We start from the raw sequence: 19,137 nt of genomic DNA, 5'->3' as shown, positions 1-19,137 counted from the left end.
TTGTTAAAAGCTAACTGACGCTACTCTGCTTTAGTTAAGACTAGCAACAATATCATTGAAAGTAGCTATCAGCCTTAGTTTAAATAATAGTAATATATGTTAATTGTGGCTTTTTTAAGAAAGGTATAAACGAGAAGAGCAAGCTAAGAGTCGAAATCAAGCTTGCTAACATTAGTTAATATTAACAACGCTAATTTTTTGTTCATCAACACGCAGAATTTTAGGTGCTAACTTTGTACAGTTTTCTGATTTATTTTGTTGTTTTTTAGCCAGCAGAAAACCAACAACACCACCCACTATAGCGAATAAAATAGCAAAAGCTTCATGGGCTAAATAATTTATATTGATCAAATACTGACCGCACCATGCAGCGATAATTAGCCCAAATAATGGCCATAAATATACTTGCAGTGCCGATGATAATAAAGCTGACTCATTTAAGCCAATAATAACTTTGTCACCTAATTGCAACGGCAGTGTTGAAATTAAATTCATCGAGAGTTTTTTTTGTGGAAATGCTTTTGCCACTTGACCACTGCCACAATTATCAACTTGCTGACAACCACTACAAGCAGATTTAATATCGCTAGTAACCGTAACCTTATTATCATTAATCGCCACAACAGTAGCTTGTTCTTCGATCATGGTGCAACCTGTGGTGTAAGCACAACTGAGTCGGCAATAGCTTTGGCCGTTTTCGCTGGAATTTTACCAACAACACTGACTTCAAAGCCATTAATAACTTGATTCAAAACAACTGTCGCACCATCCATCACATAGTCAGTCGCTCGTTGACTGCCTTCACTTGGGTTTACGTAAACTGAAACATCTATTAAACCATCAGTAAAAAGCATAAATTCAACGGCTTTCTTTGTCGCTGACATACGATGGCGATTAGCATTAATGCGATGAAAACCTTCTGGCAACCATTTCACTTGCCATTGTAATTCTTGCTCTTGATAACCCTCTGGAATTTCAATGGTTTTTGGCAATATTGTTTGCTGTAATTGCACTAAACTTTCGCCCAATCCTGCTGTTATATCCAGATGAGTAAATTGTATTTGTTCAAGTAATTGTCCAGTACGATTAACTAAGGCAAGCTTTAATAGCATGCCGGTCTTTTGATCTAACCACAACCAGTGTCCATAACGGTATGGGTCTTTAGAGACAATACGAATCAGTTGTGCTGGCCGACCTAATACCCGGCTACGGCCGACGGAAATAAAGTCATATGTTTGAGCGAGCTCACCAACATCACCACGTAAAATAGCCGGAATAGGACCGGTTATTTGTTGTGAGGTAACAGAATAAGGAGGTAACTCTGGTTCGATATAACTAACGGTATTTTTCTTACGTAATACGTCCCTGCGAGGGCCATTGAGTAAAGATAAAATTTCTAACTCATCACCATTTTCATCAACACCATGAAACCAATGGTAAGGCTCAGCTTGATTGTTTTTAACAACCACAAAAGACGTGCTAAAATTAAGCGTTTGTAATGAATTGGCTAGACGTTCAAGCCAAGGTTCAGCGGGTTCATTTTCAGCAGCTGCTACTGATGTGCTAATGGTAACCATTAGCAACAGACTAGATATTAATTTCATTTAGCTGGATCTTCAGCCTTATCTTGTTGAACTGTGTTATTAACATCAACTGAGCTTAGTTTTATTTGCTGTTGATGATCAGATAATAGTGCTTGAAAACGTCGTTGTTGCTCGACAAATGCTTGTTTTTCACTAGTACGACTAGTCGGTTCAAAGTTTAAACTTACAGGTTCTGCAATACCACCAAAAGGCATTGGTTTAACGACTTGGTTGATGGGTAATACATCATTGCTATCAACCGTACTCTGTTGTACGCCCATCACCATCAAACCTGCGGCAGAGGCCGCAATCGCCATTTGGCCAAACGGTTTTGCAAACTGCACCACTTTCGCTTTTAGCTTACGGGCAAAATTATTAGTGACACGAGGTGCTAAAATAGTAGGTTCATCTGCAATAGCAGTAGCAATTTTCGATGAGAGATCTAAATTAATTACATCAGAATTTTCACCACGCATTACATCACCCATTAAATGGTAACGTCCCCACGTCGCCGACAAGTCAGAGTCATTGAGCAATTCTTCAAATAATTCATCATTGGCCTGATAATTATCAACAACCGACGACACTGTCTCAAACTTATTTTCACTCATAATGACACCTTAAAAACTAACATTTCATTAATTACGACTGACCAATAAAAACTATTTATTAAGCAGTGCTATTCATATTATTGCTGCAACAATGGTTTGATTTTTTTATCTACGGCATCACGTGCCCTAAATATTCTCGAACGTACGGTCCCAACAGGGCAGTCCATAACCGTTGCAATTTCTTCGTAACTTAAGCCTTCTAACTCTCGTAGATTAATTGCCGTACGTAAGTCTTCTGGCAATTGCTCTATAGTCTTAAATACGAGCTCTTTAATTTCATTAGTCAGCAATAATTTTTCTGGTGAAGCATTTTCTCGCAACGCATCACCAGAGTCATACATTTCTGCATCTTCGACTTCAATATCTGAACCCGGTGGCTTACGCCCTCCAGCAACTAAATGGTTTTTCGCACAATTAACAGCTATGCGGTATAACCAGGTATAAAAAGCACTATCACCTCGAAAGTTTGGTAAAGCTCGATAAGCTTTAATAAATGCTTCTTGTACTATATCGGGTACATCACTATGGTTTTTAACATAGCGTGAAACCAAATTTGCTACTTTATGTTGGTATTTAATTACCAGCAGGTTAAATGCGTTTTTATCACCACGTTGTACCCGCTCAACCAACTTTTGGTCAACGTTCTGTTCGCTCATTTGAGCCGTATCTCCTACTCACCATTATTTAACTTATCTACATCTGGTTTACATCTGGCTCATGGCAAACGCAACAAGTAGGACTAGCCTTGTGTTAAAAAGTTCGATAAATATTGAAAAAAATTAAATTTTATTTATAAAAATAGTTTTCTGCTGTTCTGTAACTGCAATAAAAGTTAGTATTGAGTTATCAACTATTGTACCTCAATTTCAAGAATATATGAATCAACAACACAATTGTGACGTTTTAATTATTGGTAGTGGCGCAGCTGGATTATCGCTTGCACTGCATTTGGCAAAAAATGCCGATGTTATTATCATCAGTAAAGGCCAAATTAACGATGGCTCAACATTTTATGCGCAAGGTGGCGTTGCGGCTGTATTTGATGAAAATGATAGCGTTGCCTCACATGTAGCCGACACCTTAGTCGCGGGTGCCGGATTATGTGATGAAGCTGCAGTGCAATATACGGCTGAGAATGCTAAAAGTTGCTTAGAGTGGTTAATTGGTAAAGGCGTTAATTTTGATCAAGATGTGCCGACAAAAAATGGTGATATTCGCTATCATTTAACCAGAGAAGGTGGTCATAGCCATCGTAGAATTCTACACTCCGCAGATGCTACCGGTGCAGCCATTCAAACCACACTGGTGTCACAGGTCAAAAACCACCGTCGTATTCGTATTTTTGAGCGTTATAACGCCATTGATCTGGTTTATCAGGAAAACCAAGCAACTACTGAACGAGCATGTATCGGTGCTTATGTCTGGAACCGAAATGACGAACACGTCGAAAGTGTCTTTGCACAAAAAACAATTTTAGCAACCGGTGGCGCAAGTAAAGTTTATCAATACACTTCAAATCCCGATGTGGCTAGCGGTGATGGTATTGCCATGGCATGGCGCGCCGGTTGTCGTGTTGCCAATATGGAGTTTAATCAATTCCATCCTACCTGCTTATTTCACCCTGACGCTGGTACTTTCTTATTGACAGAAGCCTTAAGAGGCGAAGGTGCGGTATTACTGCGTCCTGACGGTAGTCGCTTTATGCCGAGCTTTGATGAGCGTGCTGAATTAGCTCCTCGTGATATTGTTGCGCGGGCAATCGATTTCGAAATGAAACGCTTAGGCGCCGATTGTATGTATTTAGATATCAGCCATAAATCAAGTGACTTTATTAAACAGCACTTCCCGACTATTTACGAAAGAACACTGGCACTTGGTATCGACATCACCAAACAACCGATGCCGGTTGTACCTGCAGCTCACTATACCTGTGGTGGTGTGATGATTAACCAACAAGGTAAAACCGATATTGATAACTTATATGCCATAGGCGAAGTTGCATATACTGGCTTACATGGTGCTAATCGCATGGCAAGTAACTCGTTGCTTGAATGTTTGGTTTACGCGCGAGCGGCAGCCATTGATATCGAAAAAGGCCTAGCAACGAAACAAGCTTGTATTAAGCTACCCCTATGGGATGAAAGTAGAGTCACTGATTCTGATGAAGAAGTGGTTATTCAACATAATTGGCATGAACTACGGTTATTTATGTGGGATTTCGTCGGTATTGTCAGAACTACAAAGCGTCTAGAAAGAGCCTTACATCGCGTAGAATTATTACAAAGTGAAATTGACGAATATTACTGTAACTTTAGAGTTAGTAATAACCTGTTAGAATTAAGAAACTTAGTACAAGTTGCTGAACTGATTATTCGCTCAGCCTTAGCTCGTAAAGAAAGTCGTGGTTTACATTACACTCTTGATTACCCCGAGCTACTTACCGAGGCTAAAATAACCATTCTTAGCCCTTAAGGTACTTTGCACGCATGATTGTGCGCGCCAAGCGCGCTTGATCTTGAGCCGACAAACTATCTTTGAAAATAAACCGTTGAGATAAATCACTATCATTAGCTGTAAAAACCAGCCAGTATCCCCACAAATTAATTTGTGAACTCGCCGATAACTGCACCGTTTGTTGAGCCACAAATTGACACTCACCAGTTTGAAGTAGCACAAAATCATCTCCTGTTTGGTACTTACTTGATGTTAGTAACGTCAAGTATTGCTTTGCTTGTGAGTTTGGCAGCTGTCGATATAAAAAAATAATCAGACAGAAGAAAAGCCCAATAATAGCAAAAAGCCAAAGTTTAAATCCGATGAATATCGCTAAAAAAAGGTAAGCAAATGCTAAATAGAATAGTAAGTTAAATATCGCCCTATGCAAAGAAGGCGATATTTTAATATTATACTTTAACTCGCTGTAATATAAACTGCACCATGGCGTTGAGGTCTTTATCTTCACAAGCTTCATGTCCCATAAACCATGCGAATAATTCAGGGTCTTGACATGCTAATAAACGTTCGAAAATAGCTTTATTTTCAATAGATAAATCATCATATGCCTCTTCAACAAATGGCATAAAAAGCACATCTAACTCTAGCATTCCACGTCGACAAGCCCAACGAAGTCGAGGTTTATTATCCGTTAATGTCATACATCACCCTAATTTAGTAAAATCTCGCCGTATTCTAACAAATCAGAAGTAAAAATAGCCACGAATTGATCATAAAATTAATCAACACTCATCTAGTAAAGTAGCAGAAAAAACCAGATATTGGCTTGTAATTTGAATAAATGTCCTCATTTATGATGGTAATAGCCTTTTTTCAGCAATATTGCCGGATGACCAACATGATAAATAATAGTTTACCTAGTTATAGCGAATTGCCAGCAGCATTTGCCATTAACCTTGATAATTTAGCTGCGATCACCCTTTCAGGTGAAGAACAAGTAAAGTACTTACAAGGTCAGGTAACTTGCGATGTCGACAACTTGGCAGAAAAGAAGCTGCTTAATGGCGCGCACTGTAATGCTAAAGGTAAAGTATTTTCTGCTTTTCGTTTACTCGAACATCAAAGCAAATTTCTGCTTTTACAACCAAAAAGTTCAATTGCACAATCATTAGCTGAACTGAAAAAATTTGGCGTTTTTGCTAAAGTAGAAATAAACCAAGATAGTGACAACGCTTATTTAGCCGTTGCCGGTGAACAAGCGGCAACTAAATTAGCCGAAGTATTTCAACAAATACCTGACTCATTAACTCCTGTTGTGCAAGTTAATAATACAACCTTAGTTTACCTTGCTGGTAATATCAGTCGCTACCTTATTATTGATAACCCAGAAACCATCGCAACAATTTCTACCCAGCTTAACTTGCCAATATATAGCAATGCAGTATGGGATTTACTCGAAATTACTCAAGGTTTTCCATTACTTTCTTCACACTATGTTGCGGAATATGTACCACAAATGCTAAACCTACAAGCAATCAACGGCATTAGTTTTACTAAAGGTTGTTACTTAGGGCAAGAAACCGTTGCCCGTATGCAGTATTTAGGTAAAAACAAACGAGCACTGTTTGCCCTTGAAGGCAAAGATATGATTGCAAATATTGGTGATATTATTGAAAAGAAACTTGGCGAAAATTGGCGTAAAGCTGGTGATGTACTCGCTGTTTATCAAGCAGATAATAAACACAACTATATTCAAGGTGTTTTAGCCAATGATATCGACGATAACACAGAGCTACGCATTAAGTCTCAAGATGCAACTTTAGCCATACTTGCCTTACCTTATAAATTAAACACAGACATTGACTAGGACATAATATGAAAATTACCGACGACAAAGTTGTTGTACTACATTACGCCGTATCTGATAACGAAGATACTTTAATTGATAGTTCATACGATCATAGCCCTTTATCAGTAATTCAAGGCTCTCATTACCTTATTCCTGGCTTAGAAGAAGCCTTAGTAGAACATCAAGCTGGAGATAAGTTTGAAGTTGAAGTAAGTGCTGAAAACGCTTACGGCCAACGTGAAGATGGCTTTGTGCAAACCGTACCTAAAGATATGTTTGGCGGTATTGAAGATTTAGCCGTGGGTAGCCAACTGCGTGCAACTACCGATGAAGGCGAACAAACCGTTATTGTTATTGACGTAACTGAAGACGACATCACTGTTGATGGTAATCACCCTCTAGCAGGTATCGACTTAAAATTTGATGTTGAAATATTAGCAGTACGTGACGCGACTGAAGAAGAGTTAGCTCATGGCCATGTACACGCTGAAGGCGGTTGTGGTCATAGCCACTAATCTAAAAACAGGCATAAGTCTGTAGCACTCGCTGAACATCGTCATTCCTTGCCATCCATGGCATCACGGCATACCGTTCGCCCTGAACATAAAGGCACTGAATAGTGCCTTTTTTGATGTGCTTATTTACGCTAAGTAGTTCACAACTTGTGCTTTAATCTCGGCATAACGCATATGTTGGCAAACACCAAAGTAACTCAACTTGCGTACTTTAGCACGAGTAAATAACGGTACACTCATGCCGGACAAAAATCGACAAATGGTCTCAAGAGACAAGGCTTCAGGTGATCCTGTATTAGTGTTTTTTAAGGTCGAAAAATGCTGCTGTAATTGCGTAATTGCCAATGCAATCATTTCACTGCTAACATTTTGTTGATTGCTTGAATACGGTAGTATCGCTACCTGACCGCGACAAACTGAGCAATGCCCACAATTTTCAGGTGCTAGCTTATCATCAAAGTAATTTGACAACTGTTTGGTTAAGCAACGATCACTTTGAAAAAATTGCACTAAACGACTAATACGTTTAATTTCTGACTGTTCTTTTTCTACAAAATAGTGATAAAGCCGTGCAACTAAGTCACGACTATCTAAAGCCATGCTATTAATACTAAACACTTCTGTGGCTTTTTTCGTTTCCAAAACAATATGCTGTTGATCAGCTAAATACTCAAGTGCTGAGACAATTCTTTTTCTCGGCGCATTATATCGGTTATGCATTAACTCAAAATCAGGCTCCCCCCAGATTTTTTTCATTTTTGCACAACTAAAAACTTGCGTTAAAAACTCCGCTCGTTCGGCATTAAAGCTATTAATAATTTGCTCTTTAGGCGTGACAAACTTGAATTTAAAATCGGCAAAATAACTAAATTTAGCATCAATAACACCAAGTAACTCTAGTTGCACAAGTAAGGTTTTTAATGGCAACTGTTTGATGTTACTAGCGTTTGACAACGATAGTACTTGTAATTCCCATTGACCATTTTGCATTTCACTACGAATATTTTGCAAAACATAATCAATACTGGAACGTTCAGGAGTATCCGCATAAACAAAGTTCTCTACCGTATGCAAGCCATCAAGGTTCGCCAAAGTAAAACAGGCAGAGTTTTGTTTATCTCTGCCAGCACGACCAATTTCTTGGCTATAATTTTCGATTGATTTCGGCAAATCATAGTGGATAACAAAACGAATATCAGCTTTGTCGATGCCCATACCAAAAGCAATCGTTGCCACCACAATACGTACTTTACCTTGCATAAAGTCTTGCTGAACGCTCTGCCTAACATCATCTTTAAAGCCTGCATGATAAGCCTGTGCTTGCAGTCCTTGCTGCTGTAGAAAATCAGCCACCTTTTCCGCACTGTGCTGCAAAGTAACATAAACAATGCCGCTACCGTCATATTGGCGTATAACATTAAGTAAGGTTTGATGCTTTTGATTTTCATCAACCGGTAAAACTGATAGATCGAGGTTATTGCGATAAAAGCCAGTTTGGACAATGTGCTGCTCAGATATCGCAAATTTATTGGCCATATCTTGTTTAACTTCTTTCGTCGCCGTTGCCGTTAATAGCAGTACTAGAGGAATATTTAATTCTTGGCGATAACGCGGTAGCTTGAGATAATCAGGTCGAAAATTGTGGCCCCATTCAGAAATACAATGCGCTTCATCTACCACCAGCATAGAGATGGCTATTGATTCAATAAACTGACGAAAACGTTCGTTTTTGAAACGCTCAACTGACACCATTAAAACCTTAATTTTCCCTGAGCGCACATCTCGGGTAATTTGCTGACTTTGCTCAAATGATAATGTTGAGTCGATACTAGCGGCAGGGATACCTTTGGTATGTAAAAATGCCAACTGATCTTTCATCAAAGCCAGTAACGGAGAAACGACTAAGGTTAAATGCGGTAAGTTTATTGCGGCTAATTGATAACACAATGATTTCCCCGCGCCGGTAGGGAATATTGCTAATGAAGAGTCACCATTAAGTAACTGAGTAACAGTTTGCTCTTGTCCTGTTCTAAAGTTGTCAAAACCAAAAGTAGTTTTTAATGATTGCTGTAACGTCGACATATTTAGCCTATTTATTCGGTATCAAACTAGTTTACTGTATTAACGCTGCGACAACACTTATTTCAACAAGCAGTACATCTCTTGCCATTGCAGCTTGCACGCAAGCACGAGCAGGCGCAAACCCTTCGGGTACCCATGCATCCCAGACAGTATTCATCGCAGCAAAGTCAGCCATAGTTTTTAAATATATCGTTGCTGATAACAAATGCTTCTTTGAGCTACCCGCCTCTAACAATAAAGCTTCAACCTTATCTAGCATAGTTTGCGTTTGCTCAGTAATACTTTGGCTAGCATCTGCACAAACCTGTCCACACAAGTACACTGTGTTATTGTGCTTTACTATCCGGCTCATGCGGGTTTTGGTTTCTAATCTTTCGATGGTCATGATCTCATCCTCATTTAAAAGAAAACCCCAAGGTTTTGCAACATTGAGGTTTTATAATATTTATTAAGCACTAACTGAACGCTAAGCATAAGTTGAATATTACAACCCGCTTAAAGGAGGATTACTCCCATTCGATAGTCGCAGGTGGTTTCCCTGAAATATCGTAAACTACCCGAGAAATACCATCAATTTCGTTAATAATTCGGTTAGACACTAAACCTAAGAAATCATACGGTAAGTGTGACCAACGGGCAGTCATGAAATCAATCGTTTCAACACAACGTAGTGATACAACCCAGTCATATTTACGGGCATCACCCATCACGCCAACAGAGCGTACCGGTAAAAACACGGTAAACGCTTGACTAACTTTTTTATATAAGTCGTGTTTGTGTAATTCTTCAATAAAAATATGATCAGCACGACGTAACAAGTCAGCGTATTCCTTTTTCACTTCACCAAGAATTCGTACACCTAAGCCAGGCCCTGGGAACGGATGACGATAAAGCATGTCGTAAGGTAAGCCAAGCTCTAAGCCTATTTTACGTACTTCATCTTTGAATAGCTCACGTAATGGCTCAACTAGGCCCAGCTCCATATCTTCAGGTAGGCCACCCACATTGTGATGAGATTTAATCACATGGGCTTTACCAGTAGCGGATGCTGCTGATTCAATGACATCAGGATAGATAGTGCCTTGTGCTAACCATTTTGCATTGGCTAATTTGCTGGCTTCTTCATCAAAGATTTCAACAAAAACATTACCAATAATTTTGCGTTTTTTCTCAGGATCATTCTCATCTGCTAAACGGTCTAAGAAACGATTTTCAGCATTAACATGAATAATATTCAGACCAAAATGGTCACCAAACATATCCATCACTTGCTGACCTTCATTCAAACGTAATAAGCCGTTATCGACAAAAACACAAGTTAATTTATCACCGATAGCGCGATGTAAAAGCATAGCAACTACAGATGAATCAACACCACCCGATAAGCCAAGCACGACTTCGTCATCACCCACTTGTGCTTTCATTTTTTCAATTGCGTCTTCAATAATTGACGCTGGGGTCCACAATTTTTCACATTGACAAATATCAACAACAAAGTGCTCTAAAATACGCAAACCTTGCTTAGTGTGAGTAACTTCAGGATGAAACTGAACGCCATAAAATTGCTTTTCTTCATTCACCATAGCGGCATATTTACAACTCGGTGTTTGTGCAACCGTCACAAAACCTTCAGGGATCGCTGAAACTTTATCGCCGTGACTCATCCAAACATCTAATAAAGCATTACCGTTAGCACTAACGTTGTCTTCAATAGCATTAAAAAGTGCCGACTTAGCGATAACTTCAACAGCGGCATAGCCAAACTCTTTATGTTCAGAGCCTTGAACACCACCACCTAATTGCTCAGCCATAGTTTGCATGCCGTAACAAATACCTAAAACCGGTACACCGGCATTGAAAACATATTCAGGTGCACGTGGAGAGTTAAGCTCGGTAACTGACTCAGGTCCGCCAGCTAAAATAATACCTGTCGGGTTAAAAGCTTCAATTTGTTCTTGCGTTACATCCCACGCCCATAATTCACAATAAACGCCTATTTCACGCACACGACGAGCGATCAATTGAGTGTATTGTGAACCAAAATCTAATATCAGTATTCGGTGATCATGAATGTCTTTACTCATGGTTGTTTTCCTACTTTTTACCAACAAAGGTATTGTTTATAAATAACAACACCCTGAACTTAATACCAGTACAGGGCGTTTGAATTTTTCATCTTTGACAATATTAAGTTTTGTTAAAGATTAATATTGTTTCTAGCGATACTACGTTGTGAATATTTTAGCTCAAGTCAAGGCTCTAGCGCGGAGTTGACGCTAGTCAATGAGCACTTCTGATGCCGCTATTACGTTAAATAGCCAAGTAATAAAATATTCTTCTAGCCCATACGATAATTAGGGGCTTCTTTGGTGATGGTAACGTCATGTACATGTGACTCGCCCATGCCCGCAGAAGTGATCTTCATAAACTCAGGTTTAGTACGCATGATTTCAATTGTTGCAGAGCCAGTTAAACCCATTGATGAACGCAAACCGCCCATCTGCTGATGAATAATAGCGGCAACAGGGCCTTTATAAGCAACACGGCCTTCAATACCTTCAGGCACTAACTTATCAGCTTCGCCATCAGATTTTTGGAAGTAACGATCGCTTGAGCCTTCTTTTTGGCTCATAGCGCCAAGTGAACCCATACCACGATAAGATTTGTAATAACGACCTTGATACAGTTCAACTTCACCCGGTGCTTCTTCTGTACCGGCAAACATGCTACCAACCATGACACAATGTGCGCCAGCAACTAGTGCTTTAGCGATATCACCAGAAAAACGAATACCACCATCAGCAATAACCGGAATACCCGTGCCTTTTAAGGCTTCAACAGCATTCGAAATAGCCGTTAGTTGTGGTACTCCAACACCGGTAACGATACGAGTAGTACAAATTGAACCTGGGCCGATACCTACTTTTACTGCATCAACGCCAACATCAGCTAATGCTTTAGCACCGGCGCCCGTAGCAACGTTACCGGCAATAATTTGTAAGTCTGGGTATTTATTGCGAGTTTCAGCAACACGGTCAATAACACCTTGTGAATGACCATGAGAAGTATCAATCAATAATACATCAACACCAGCGGCAACGAGTGCGTCGATACGTTCATCTGTACCTGCACCAACACCAACAGCAGCACCAACACGTAAGCGACCTAATTCGTCTTTACAGGCGTTAGGCTTGCTTTCAGCTTTTTGATAATCTTTAACGGTAATTAAGCCTTTTAAGGTAAAAGCGTTATCAATCATCAGGATTTTTTCAATGCGATGTTCGTGCATCAAGCCTAAAATCTCAGCACGTGATGCGCCTTCTTTAACGGTAACTAATTTATCTTTTTTGGTCATTAAGGCCGAAACAGGTTTAGTTAAATCGGTTTCAAAGCGTAAATCACGACCGGTAATAATACCGACGAGCTTATTTCCTTCATCAACAACAGGAAAACCAGAAAAACCCAGTTCATCCGCTAAGCGCATGGTATCTAAAATACTTGCACTCGGGTTGACGGTTACGGGGTCGGAAACAATACCACTTTCAAATTTCTTAACTTTAGAAACATTTTTGGCTTGTTCAGCAATAGTCATGTTTTTATGAATAAAACCTAAACCGCCCTCTTGCGCTAAAGTAATGGCTAAACGTGCTTCTGTTACTGTGTCCATCGACGCAGAAATCATAGGAACATTTAAATTGATCTTTCGAGTTAATTTTGTTTTTAAGTCGGCAGTATGAGGCAGTACCGTAGAATGGGCTGGTACTAGTAAAACATCGTCAAAGGTTAACGCTTCTTGGGCAATTCTTAACATCGCAACATCTCTCTAAAATGAGTGGTTAGGGAGGAAATATTGCGGCAGAATTTTAACCGCTTTCCCTGCGAAGGTAAACTTATAAATGCAATAAAACGAAAATAAACTGTCGATGATCACCGAAACAAATATATAATAGCGCGTAACTATTCCATTATTACGCCTTAACAATAAAAAAAGTAACACATTTATGGCTCAACAGCATATTCTACAAGTAAGTGAACTAACGAAAAAAGTACGTTTTATCTTAGAAAGTGAGTTAAATACCGTCTGGTTATGTGGCGAAATATCTAATTTTATTGCTGCCAGCTCCGGACATTGGTATTTATCACTAAAAGATCAAAAGTCACAAGTTCGCTGTGCGATGTTTAAAGGTAATAATCGCCGCGTTAGAATAGCCCCACAAAATGGCCAACAAGTATTAGTACGCGCTAAAGTATCACTTTATGAACCACGAGGTGACTTTCAGCTCATTATTGAGCAAATGGAACCTGCTGGTGAAGGACTATTACGTCAGCAGTATCAATTATTAAAAGATAAACTGCATGGAGAAGGCTTATTTGAATTACATCATAAGCAGGCAATTCCTAAGCTCATTCAAACCGTAGGTATTGTAACTTCTCCTACCGGTGCTGCGGTAAAAGACATCATCACAGTACTAAAAAGAAGAAACCCATTATTAAAAGTCATTATCTACCCAGCATTGGTACAAGGTGAACAAGCTAAATACGATATAGCTCAGGCCATTACTATCGCCAACCAACGCAATGAAGTTGATGTGCTATTAGTCGGGCGTGGCGGTGGTTCGCTAGAAGATTTATGGGCTTTTAATGAAGAGATGGTTGCTCGTGCTATTTTCCAGTCGACAATACCAACCATTAGTGCCGTAGGCCATGAGATTGATACGACACTATCTGATTATGTCGCCGATTTAAGAGCCCCTACCCCCTCAGCCGCCGCAGAAATAGTTTCTGCTGATATCGATGAGCGTATTAATAAAGTAGTTGAATTACTCAAGCGCGGACAGTTTGCTCTAAAACAGCAATTAAAACGCTCAAGTCACCTATCAAATACCTTAGGTCATAGATTAAGCCAAGTACATCCTGAACAACAGTTACAAAATAAACAACAAAAATCTGATCAGCTGACCATGCGCTTACAAAGCTTAATTTCTCGAGGGTTTAATCAGCTTAAACAAAAGCCTAAATATCTTGAACAGCGACTTCTCAATGCCGCACCAACACAGACAATAAAGCAGCATCAACAGCAACTGACTCAGCTTAAGAGTCAGCTTATCGGCGCGCAACAACGATTATTAATCGCCAAACAAGAAAGCTTCTCTCATCAATGCGAACAACTACATATCGTCAGCCCACTAGCCACTATCGCCCGAGGCTATAGCATTGCACGTGATGAACAGCAAAAACTAATCAAAAGTATTAAAGATATTAGTGTCGAAGATAATATAAAACTAGAAGTTTCAGACGGAATAATAGCCGCTCGTATTATCGCAATCGAGAAAATTAATGCGGTGAAATAACCGCTTGTTGTAAGAGCTTGGTAACTTCTAATTTACTTGAGTCATCAAATTTAACCCCTAACATAATGCCATCACTTTGCACTTTGCTGTTACAGATTTCAGCTTCTAGCTTAAGGTTTTTCAAGCCTTGGAAGTCTTCAATGATAATTTCTATCGGTTTGTCATCGCTCAAGGTTAATTTTTCGCCATTATTAATCATAAGCTGGCAACCTGTAACTGAAATATCTGATATCACTGAGCCCCAGTATTCATCTTTAACTTTAACTTTTGCTTTAATGTAAGTTTCAATTCGTACGGAAGAGCGTAAGTTTTGTAAACTAACCTCGCGCGGAAATTCCAGCACAATAATACGTGAAGGTATTTGAATGGTTTGTTTAATGTTAGAAACAAAAGCGACGACGGCACCTTCATGACCTTCAATAAGTCCGCGGACAGTTACGCCCATGCCCTGAGCAATGTATTGGGAAAAATTACCTAATTTTGAACTATCAGGATATTGTACTAAAACGTAATTTTTTGGCATATAACCAATAAAAAATGAACGGAACTTACCCCGCTGACCAGCAGGTGTAGACATATCCAACGTCACTGTAGCTCCTGGCTGTAATAAAGCTAAATTGCGATTTAATCGCCCTATTATTTCCATTTTTACCGGGGTATCAGACATGATTTTCCAAAATATTTAGCCTAAAATAATCAAAAAAATATAAATTTATTAGCAATTTTACAGTAGCGGAATACTGGCCTGAAAGCAATATCCTTTGTTGGCTATGTCGCTATAATTGCCTATAAAAAAAGCTGATTTTATCAATCAGCTTTTCATTAGTAGCATGGTATTTTACTTAACTAACCTCAGCTCGGGATAAGAATTAATTAAATTGAACTAAGTGCCCGTTCCACGATCCGATCTTTCGACCAAGAAAAAACAGAAAGATAATAAGGAACGGGCATGAATAAACTAGTTGAAATATTCTGTGATGTCGATGATTTTTGTCGCGTATTTATCCCACAATGGGAGAAACAATTAATTGCTGATGGAAGTATCAAGCGAAATCGTCCATGCCGTATGGCTATGAGTGAGATAATCACTATATTAATTGCTTTTCATACATCAAATCATCGCGACTTTAAAAATTATTATAAAGGTTATATTGCTAAGTTTTATCGTTCACATTTCCCTAGCTTATTGAGCTACACTCGATTTTTAGAAGTGATGCCTAAAGCGGTCGTTCCACTTTCTAGCTACTTTTCAATACTTAAAGGTGAGTCTACAGGTATTGAGTTTATTGACTCTACAAGCATAAAAGTATGCCATAACTTAAGAATTCCTAGACATAAAACATTTGACGGTATAGCCGAACGGGGCAAAGGAACAATGGGTTGGTTTTATGGGTTCAAACTACATTTAGTCACTAACTTTAGAGGTGAAATAGTTGAGGCTAAATTAACTACTGGCAATGTTCACGACACAAAGCCCGTATTAGCCTTAGCTAAAAACTTAAAAGGGAAGTTATATGCAGATAAAGGCTATATAAGCAAAAAATTAACAGTTGGTTTGAAGGAAAAAGGAGTTGATTTGATAACAACCGTGCGCCGTAATATGAAAGCCAAAGCTATGTCGTTATGGGATAGAGCAATGTTATCTAGACGGTTTATTATTGAAACGATAAATGATCAATTGAAGAATATATCTCAAATAGAGCATTCGCGTCATCGTAGCCCTAATAGTTTTATGTTGAATTTACTGGCAGGTTTAGTGGCTTATTGCCTTAAAGAAAATAAGCCAACCCTTAATATTAGTGACGTAGAGAAGAATGCTATGGTTAGGGCTTAACCCGATCTGAGGTTAACTAGTCTTTCTTATAACCTTGTGTTGCCCGCGCCATTTTCTTTTGCTCGGTATAGGTCAACTTTTTCTTACCAGCAAATGGATTAGAGGTTTCTCTAAACTCAATTCTGATTGGTGTGCCCATAATTTTTAATGATTTACGGTAGTAGTTCATCAAATAGCGCTTGTAAGAAATCGGTAAGTTCTTCGCTAAATTACCATGGATAACAATAATTGGCGGGTTATAACCACCGGCATGAGCATATTTTAATTTAATACGGCGACCTTGATGCATTGGTGGCTGATGATCAAACACCGCCATATCTAGAATCTTAGTTACCATAGAAGTAGAAATACGTTTCGTCGCTGAAACAAATGCTTCTTCGACTGACTCATATAAATGACCAACACCTGTACCATGTAGCGCTGAAATAAAATGAATACGGGCAAAATCAATAAAGCCTAAACGACGGTCTAACTCAGATTTAATACGATCTTTAACATGATCATCTAAACCATCCCATTTATTTACCGCTAACACTAAAGAGCGTCCGGCTTCTAAAATAAAGCCAAGCAAACTTAAGTCTTGATCGCTAATGCCTTCTTGGGCATCAATAATCAGTAAACAAACATTGGCATCTTCTATCGCACGTAAGGTTTTAATCACTGAAAACTTTTCAACAATATCAGTGACATTTTTACGGCGACGAATACCTGCGGTGTCAATCAGTGTATATGGTCGACCATTGTGTTCCATTGGGATATAAACACTATCTCGCGTGGTACCGGGCATATCAAATACCACAACTCGGTCTTCACCCAAAATGCGATTAGTTAGCGTTGATTTACCAACATTAGGCTTACCAATAATAGCCAGTTTAATGGTGTCGGTTTCTTCTGGCGCTTCATCGATATTTTTCTGATCTAATGCTTCATTATTAATGTTTTCGTCATACTCACCATCAAACTCATCATTTTCTTGTGCTTGTGGTCTGCCCAGCTCTTCAATATGAGGCGTTAATGCCAGCGTTAATAGTTGGGTAACACCACGACCGTGTGCAGCCGCAATCTGGTGTACTGCATCACCTAAACCAAGCGAGTAAAAATCAGCAACGGCAGAGTCGGCATCAATACCATCAACCTTATTGGCGACCAAAAATACTTTTTTATCTTGCTTACGTAAATGACTAGCAATACCTTGATCGGCAGAAGTTAAACCTGCTCTGGCATCAACCATAAACAAAACCGCATCGGCTTCATCAATGGCGATCAGTGACTGTTCAGCCATTAAAGCATCAATACCTTTTTCATCACCTTCAATACCACCGGTATCAATAACGATAAAAGGGTGCTCTTCAACTTCCGCTTTGCCGTATTGGCGATCACGAGTTAAGCCAGGATAGTCTGCAACTAACGCATCTCGACTGCGCGTTAATCGATTAAATAATGTTGACTTACCGACATTAGGTCGCCCAACAAGTGCTACTACAGGAAGCATGTTCACCTCAAATTTTTCATTCAACTCAATATAATCTAAAAAATTATATCCGTTTTATTAATAAACAACGGCTCCAGTGCACTTTACACTGGAGCCGTTTATAATTTTAGTCTAAATATTCAATCAGCCAATAAATTAACCGCTTAATTGAATAATTTATTCTGGGATAGTTATCGCTTCTAAATCGCCATCGCGCGATTGAGCATATAAAACACCATTGGCAACGGTTGGTGTTGTATAAATGCCACTACTATCGACATGATGGCGTGCAACCACTTCACCGGTTGCTTGATCTAGCCAATGTAGATAACCTTCAAAATCGCCAACTACTACATAATTACCGATCGGAACCGGTCCTGTCACACTTCGGTTCATAAACGATAGTTGGCTCCATAGCTCTAAACCATTATTACGATCGATGGCATAAACATGGCCTTTAACATCCGTTAAAAATAAGCTATTACCGCTAATCGAAATTTCACGATACGATGAATATTGGCGTTGCCATAACACGCGACCTGAACGTAATTCAACCGCACTTAAGTTGCCGCGCGAAGACACAGTGTAAATATTTTCGCCATAAACTAATGGTGTTGAGTCAACATCAACCACGCGTTCTAATTCTGTTGAGCCTGTTGCCTCGCCAATATCAGCCGTCCAACCTTGACGACCTTGTTCAAGGATATAAACAGACAAAGAACCATCAGCGGAGCCAACAATAACACCACCACCAGAAATAACCGGCGCACTGATACCTCGTAGTGATAATGGCGGTACATCTTGCTCAACTTGCCAATCATCTTGACCATTTGACGCATTAAATGCCTTCATTACACCCGAAGCGGTATTAACCACTAACTTGCCAGAGTCAAGTGCTGGGGCTGCAATAACTTCGCCCTTAACTTTACTTTGCCACGATAACTCACCACTCTCAGCTTCAAGCGCAATAACAGCACCATTTTCACTGCCATAGAATACTTTATTGATACCAGCAACCACACCACCACTGATCAACGCCGGCTCTTTATCATCAAAAAAGCCACGTTTGTTATCAATATCGCTTAAGTCTACATGCCAAATTTGCTCGCCACTATTTTCATCAAATGCGTATGCTTCACCGGCACGGCTAACACTAAAAACTTTTCCATAAGCAACCGCGGGTTTGATACGAGAAAAGTAATCACCCACACCACTACCAATACTAGCGTCCCATTTAACTACAGGGTCAAATAAAGCTGTAATTTCGGTTAACTCCGCAACCTTTAATTCTTCGTTTTCGTCATCAGTTGATGAACACGCAGAAATCCCTACCGCCAAAAAGCAGATAGCAAGGAGCTTTTTGTTAAAGCGTTTACTCATAAACATG

18 protein-coding genes are annotated in these 19,137 nt (G+C 39.4%); 5 read left to right on the top strand and 13 right to left on the bottom strand.

Features of this window, described 5'->3' with window-relative positions; translation table 11 throughout:
- Positions 1–171: 171 nt before the first annotated feature.
- The 4 genes from FGD67_RS16290 to rpoE form a co-directional block, all read right to left on the bottom strand.
- Positions 172–645 (bottom strand): SoxR reducing system RseC family protein, encoded by a 474-nt coding sequence (locus tag FGD67_RS16290; protein ID WP_257172139.1) that lies wholly within the window; start codon positions 643–645, stop codon positions 172–174.
- Positions 642–1,604 (bottom strand): MucB/RseB C-terminal domain-containing protein, encoded by a 963-nt coding sequence (locus FGD67_RS16285; RefSeq protein WP_257172138.1) that lies wholly within the window; start codon positions 1,602–1,604, stop codon positions 642–644. Before FGD67_RS16285 ends, FGD67_RS16290 begins: the two co-directional genes overlap by 4 nt.
- Complete coding sequence (locus FGD67_RS16280) at positions 1,601–2,194, bottom strand: sigma-E factor negative regulatory protein (protein WP_257172137.1); 594 nt, start codon at positions 2,192–2,194, stop codon at positions 1,601–1,603. The genes FGD67_RS16285 and FGD67_RS16280 overlap by 4 nt, the downstream gene beginning before the upstream one ends.
- Positions 2,195–2,271: 77 nt before the next feature.
- A complete protein-coding gene (gene rpoE / locus FGD67_RS16275; RefSeq protein WP_257172136.1) occupies positions 2,272–2,850 on the bottom strand; it encodes an RNA polymerase sigma factor RpoE in 579 nt (192 codons plus the stop codon).
- Positions 2,851–3,070: 220 nt separating this feature from the next.
- On the opposite strand from rpoE, the gene nadB reads away from it, so the two are divergent.
- Positions 3,071–4,666: an L-aspartate oxidase gene (nadB, locus tag FGD67_RS16270; RefSeq protein ID WP_257172135.1), complete on the top strand. Its 1,596-nt coding sequence runs from the start codon at positions 3,071–3,073 to the stop codon at positions 4,664–4,666.
- Here the strand turns inward: nadB and FGD67_RS21840 are convergent.
- Both FGD67_RS21840 and FGD67_RS16260 read right to left on the bottom strand, forming a co-directional pair.
- The gene (locus tag FGD67_RS21840; protein ID WP_306556762.1) at positions 4,656–5,165 is read right to left on the bottom strand and encodes a protein YgfX; all 510 of its coding nucleotides are present in this window, start codon (positions 5,163–5,165) and stop codon (positions 4,656–4,658) included. The two genes, nadB and FGD67_RS21840, sit on opposite strands and share 11 nt — an antisense overlap.
- The gene (locus FGD67_RS16260) at positions 5,098–5,349 is read right to left on the bottom strand and encodes a succinate dehydrogenase assembly factor 2 (RefSeq protein WP_257172133.1); all 252 of its coding nucleotides are present in this window, start codon (positions 5,347–5,349) and stop codon (positions 5,098–5,100) included. Before FGD67_RS16260 ends, FGD67_RS21840 begins: the two co-directional genes overlap by 68 nt.
- A gap of 197 nt (positions 5,350–5,546) precedes the next feature.
- Here FGD67_RS16260 and ygfZ point away from each other — a divergent pair, with 197 nt between their 5' ends.
- Positions 5,547–6,515, top strand: a complete 969-nt coding sequence (gene ygfZ / locus FGD67_RS16255; RefSeq protein ID WP_257172132.1) for a tRNA-modifying protein YgfZ — start codon at positions 5,547–5,549, stop codon at positions 6,513–6,515.
- Positions 6,516–6,523: 8 nt separating this feature from the next.
- Positions 6,524–7,012, top strand: coding sequence for a peptidylprolyl isomerase (locus tag FGD67_RS16250; RefSeq protein ID WP_257172131.1), 489 nt, complete (start codon positions 6,524–6,526; stop codon positions 7,010–7,012).
- Between the two features lie 126 nt (positions 7,013–7,138).
- Here FGD67_RS16250 and FGD67_RS16245 read toward each other — a convergent pair whose 3' ends face one another.
- The 4 genes from FGD67_RS16245 to guaB form a co-directional block, all read right to left on the bottom strand.
- Positions 7,139–9,094 (bottom strand): ATP-dependent DNA helicase RecQ, encoded by a 1,956-nt coding sequence (locus FGD67_RS16245; RefSeq protein WP_257172130.1) that lies wholly within the window; start codon positions 9,092–9,094, stop codon positions 7,139–7,141.
- Between the two features lie 31 nt (positions 9,095–9,125).
- Positions 9,126–9,479, bottom strand: a complete 354-nt coding sequence (locus tag FGD67_RS16240; RefSeq protein ID WP_257172129.1) for a RidA family protein — start codon at positions 9,477–9,479, stop codon at positions 9,126–9,128.
- Positions 9,480–9,600: 121 nt separating this feature from the next.
- Positions 9,601–11,178 carry a glutamine-hydrolyzing GMP synthase gene (gene guaA, locus FGD67_RS16235; RefSeq protein WP_257172128.1) on the bottom strand — a complete coding sequence of 526 codons (1,578 nt, stop codon included), beginning with the start codon at positions 11,176–11,178 and terminating at the stop codon, positions 9,601–9,603.
- Between the two features lie 254 nt (positions 11,179–11,432).
- The gene (gene guaB / locus FGD67_RS16230) at positions 11,433–12,905 is read right to left on the bottom strand and encodes an IMP dehydrogenase (protein WP_257172127.1); all 1,473 of its coding nucleotides are present in this window, start codon (positions 12,903–12,905) and stop codon (positions 11,433–11,435) included.
- 190 nt (positions 12,906–13,095) lie between these two features.
- Here guaB and xseA point away from each other — a divergent pair, with 190 nt between their 5' ends.
- Positions 13,096–14,445 (top strand): exodeoxyribonuclease VII large subunit, encoded by a 1,350-nt coding sequence (xseA, locus tag FGD67_RS16225; protein WP_257172126.1) that lies wholly within the window; start codon positions 13,096–13,098, stop codon positions 14,443–14,445.
- Here xseA and FGD67_RS16220 read toward each other — a convergent pair.
- Positions 14,429–15,112 (bottom strand): PilZ domain-containing protein, encoded by a 684-nt coding sequence (locus tag FGD67_RS16220; protein ID WP_257172125.1) that lies wholly within the window; start codon positions 15,110–15,112, stop codon positions 14,429–14,431. The genes xseA and FGD67_RS16220 overlap by 17 nt on opposite strands.
- A 282-nt stretch (positions 15,113–15,394) precedes the next feature.
- Here FGD67_RS16220 and FGD67_RS16215 point away from each other — a divergent pair, with 282 nt between their 5' ends.
- Complete coding sequence (locus tag FGD67_RS16215) at positions 15,395–16,279, top strand: IS982 family transposase (protein ID WP_257172124.1); 885 nt, start codon at positions 15,395–15,397, stop codon at positions 16,277–16,279.
- Between the two features lie 16 nt (positions 16,280–16,295).
- Here FGD67_RS16215 and der read toward each other — a convergent pair whose 3' ends face one another.
- Entirely contained in the window at positions 16,296–17,771 is a 1,476-nt protein-coding gene (gene der, locus FGD67_RS16210; RefSeq protein WP_257172123.1) for a ribosome biogenesis GTPase Der, read from the bottom strand.
- A 156-nt stretch (positions 17,772–17,927) separates the two neighbouring features.
- The gene (bamB, locus tag FGD67_RS16205; protein ID WP_257172122.1) at positions 17,928–19,130 is read right to left on the bottom strand and encodes an outer membrane protein assembly factor BamB; all 1,203 of its coding nucleotides are present in this window, start codon (positions 19,128–19,130) and stop codon (positions 17,928–17,930) included.
- Positions 19,131–19,137: the final 7 nt, after the last annotated feature.

The organism is Colwellia sp. M166, from assembly GCF_024585285.1.
Lineage (GTDB): Bacteria > Pseudomonadota > Gammaproteobacteria > Enterobacterales > Alteromonadaceae > Cognaticolwellia.
The sequence above is the reverse complement of the archived record's forward strand: the minus strand, read 5'-3'. Positions and strand labels throughout refer to the sequence as shown.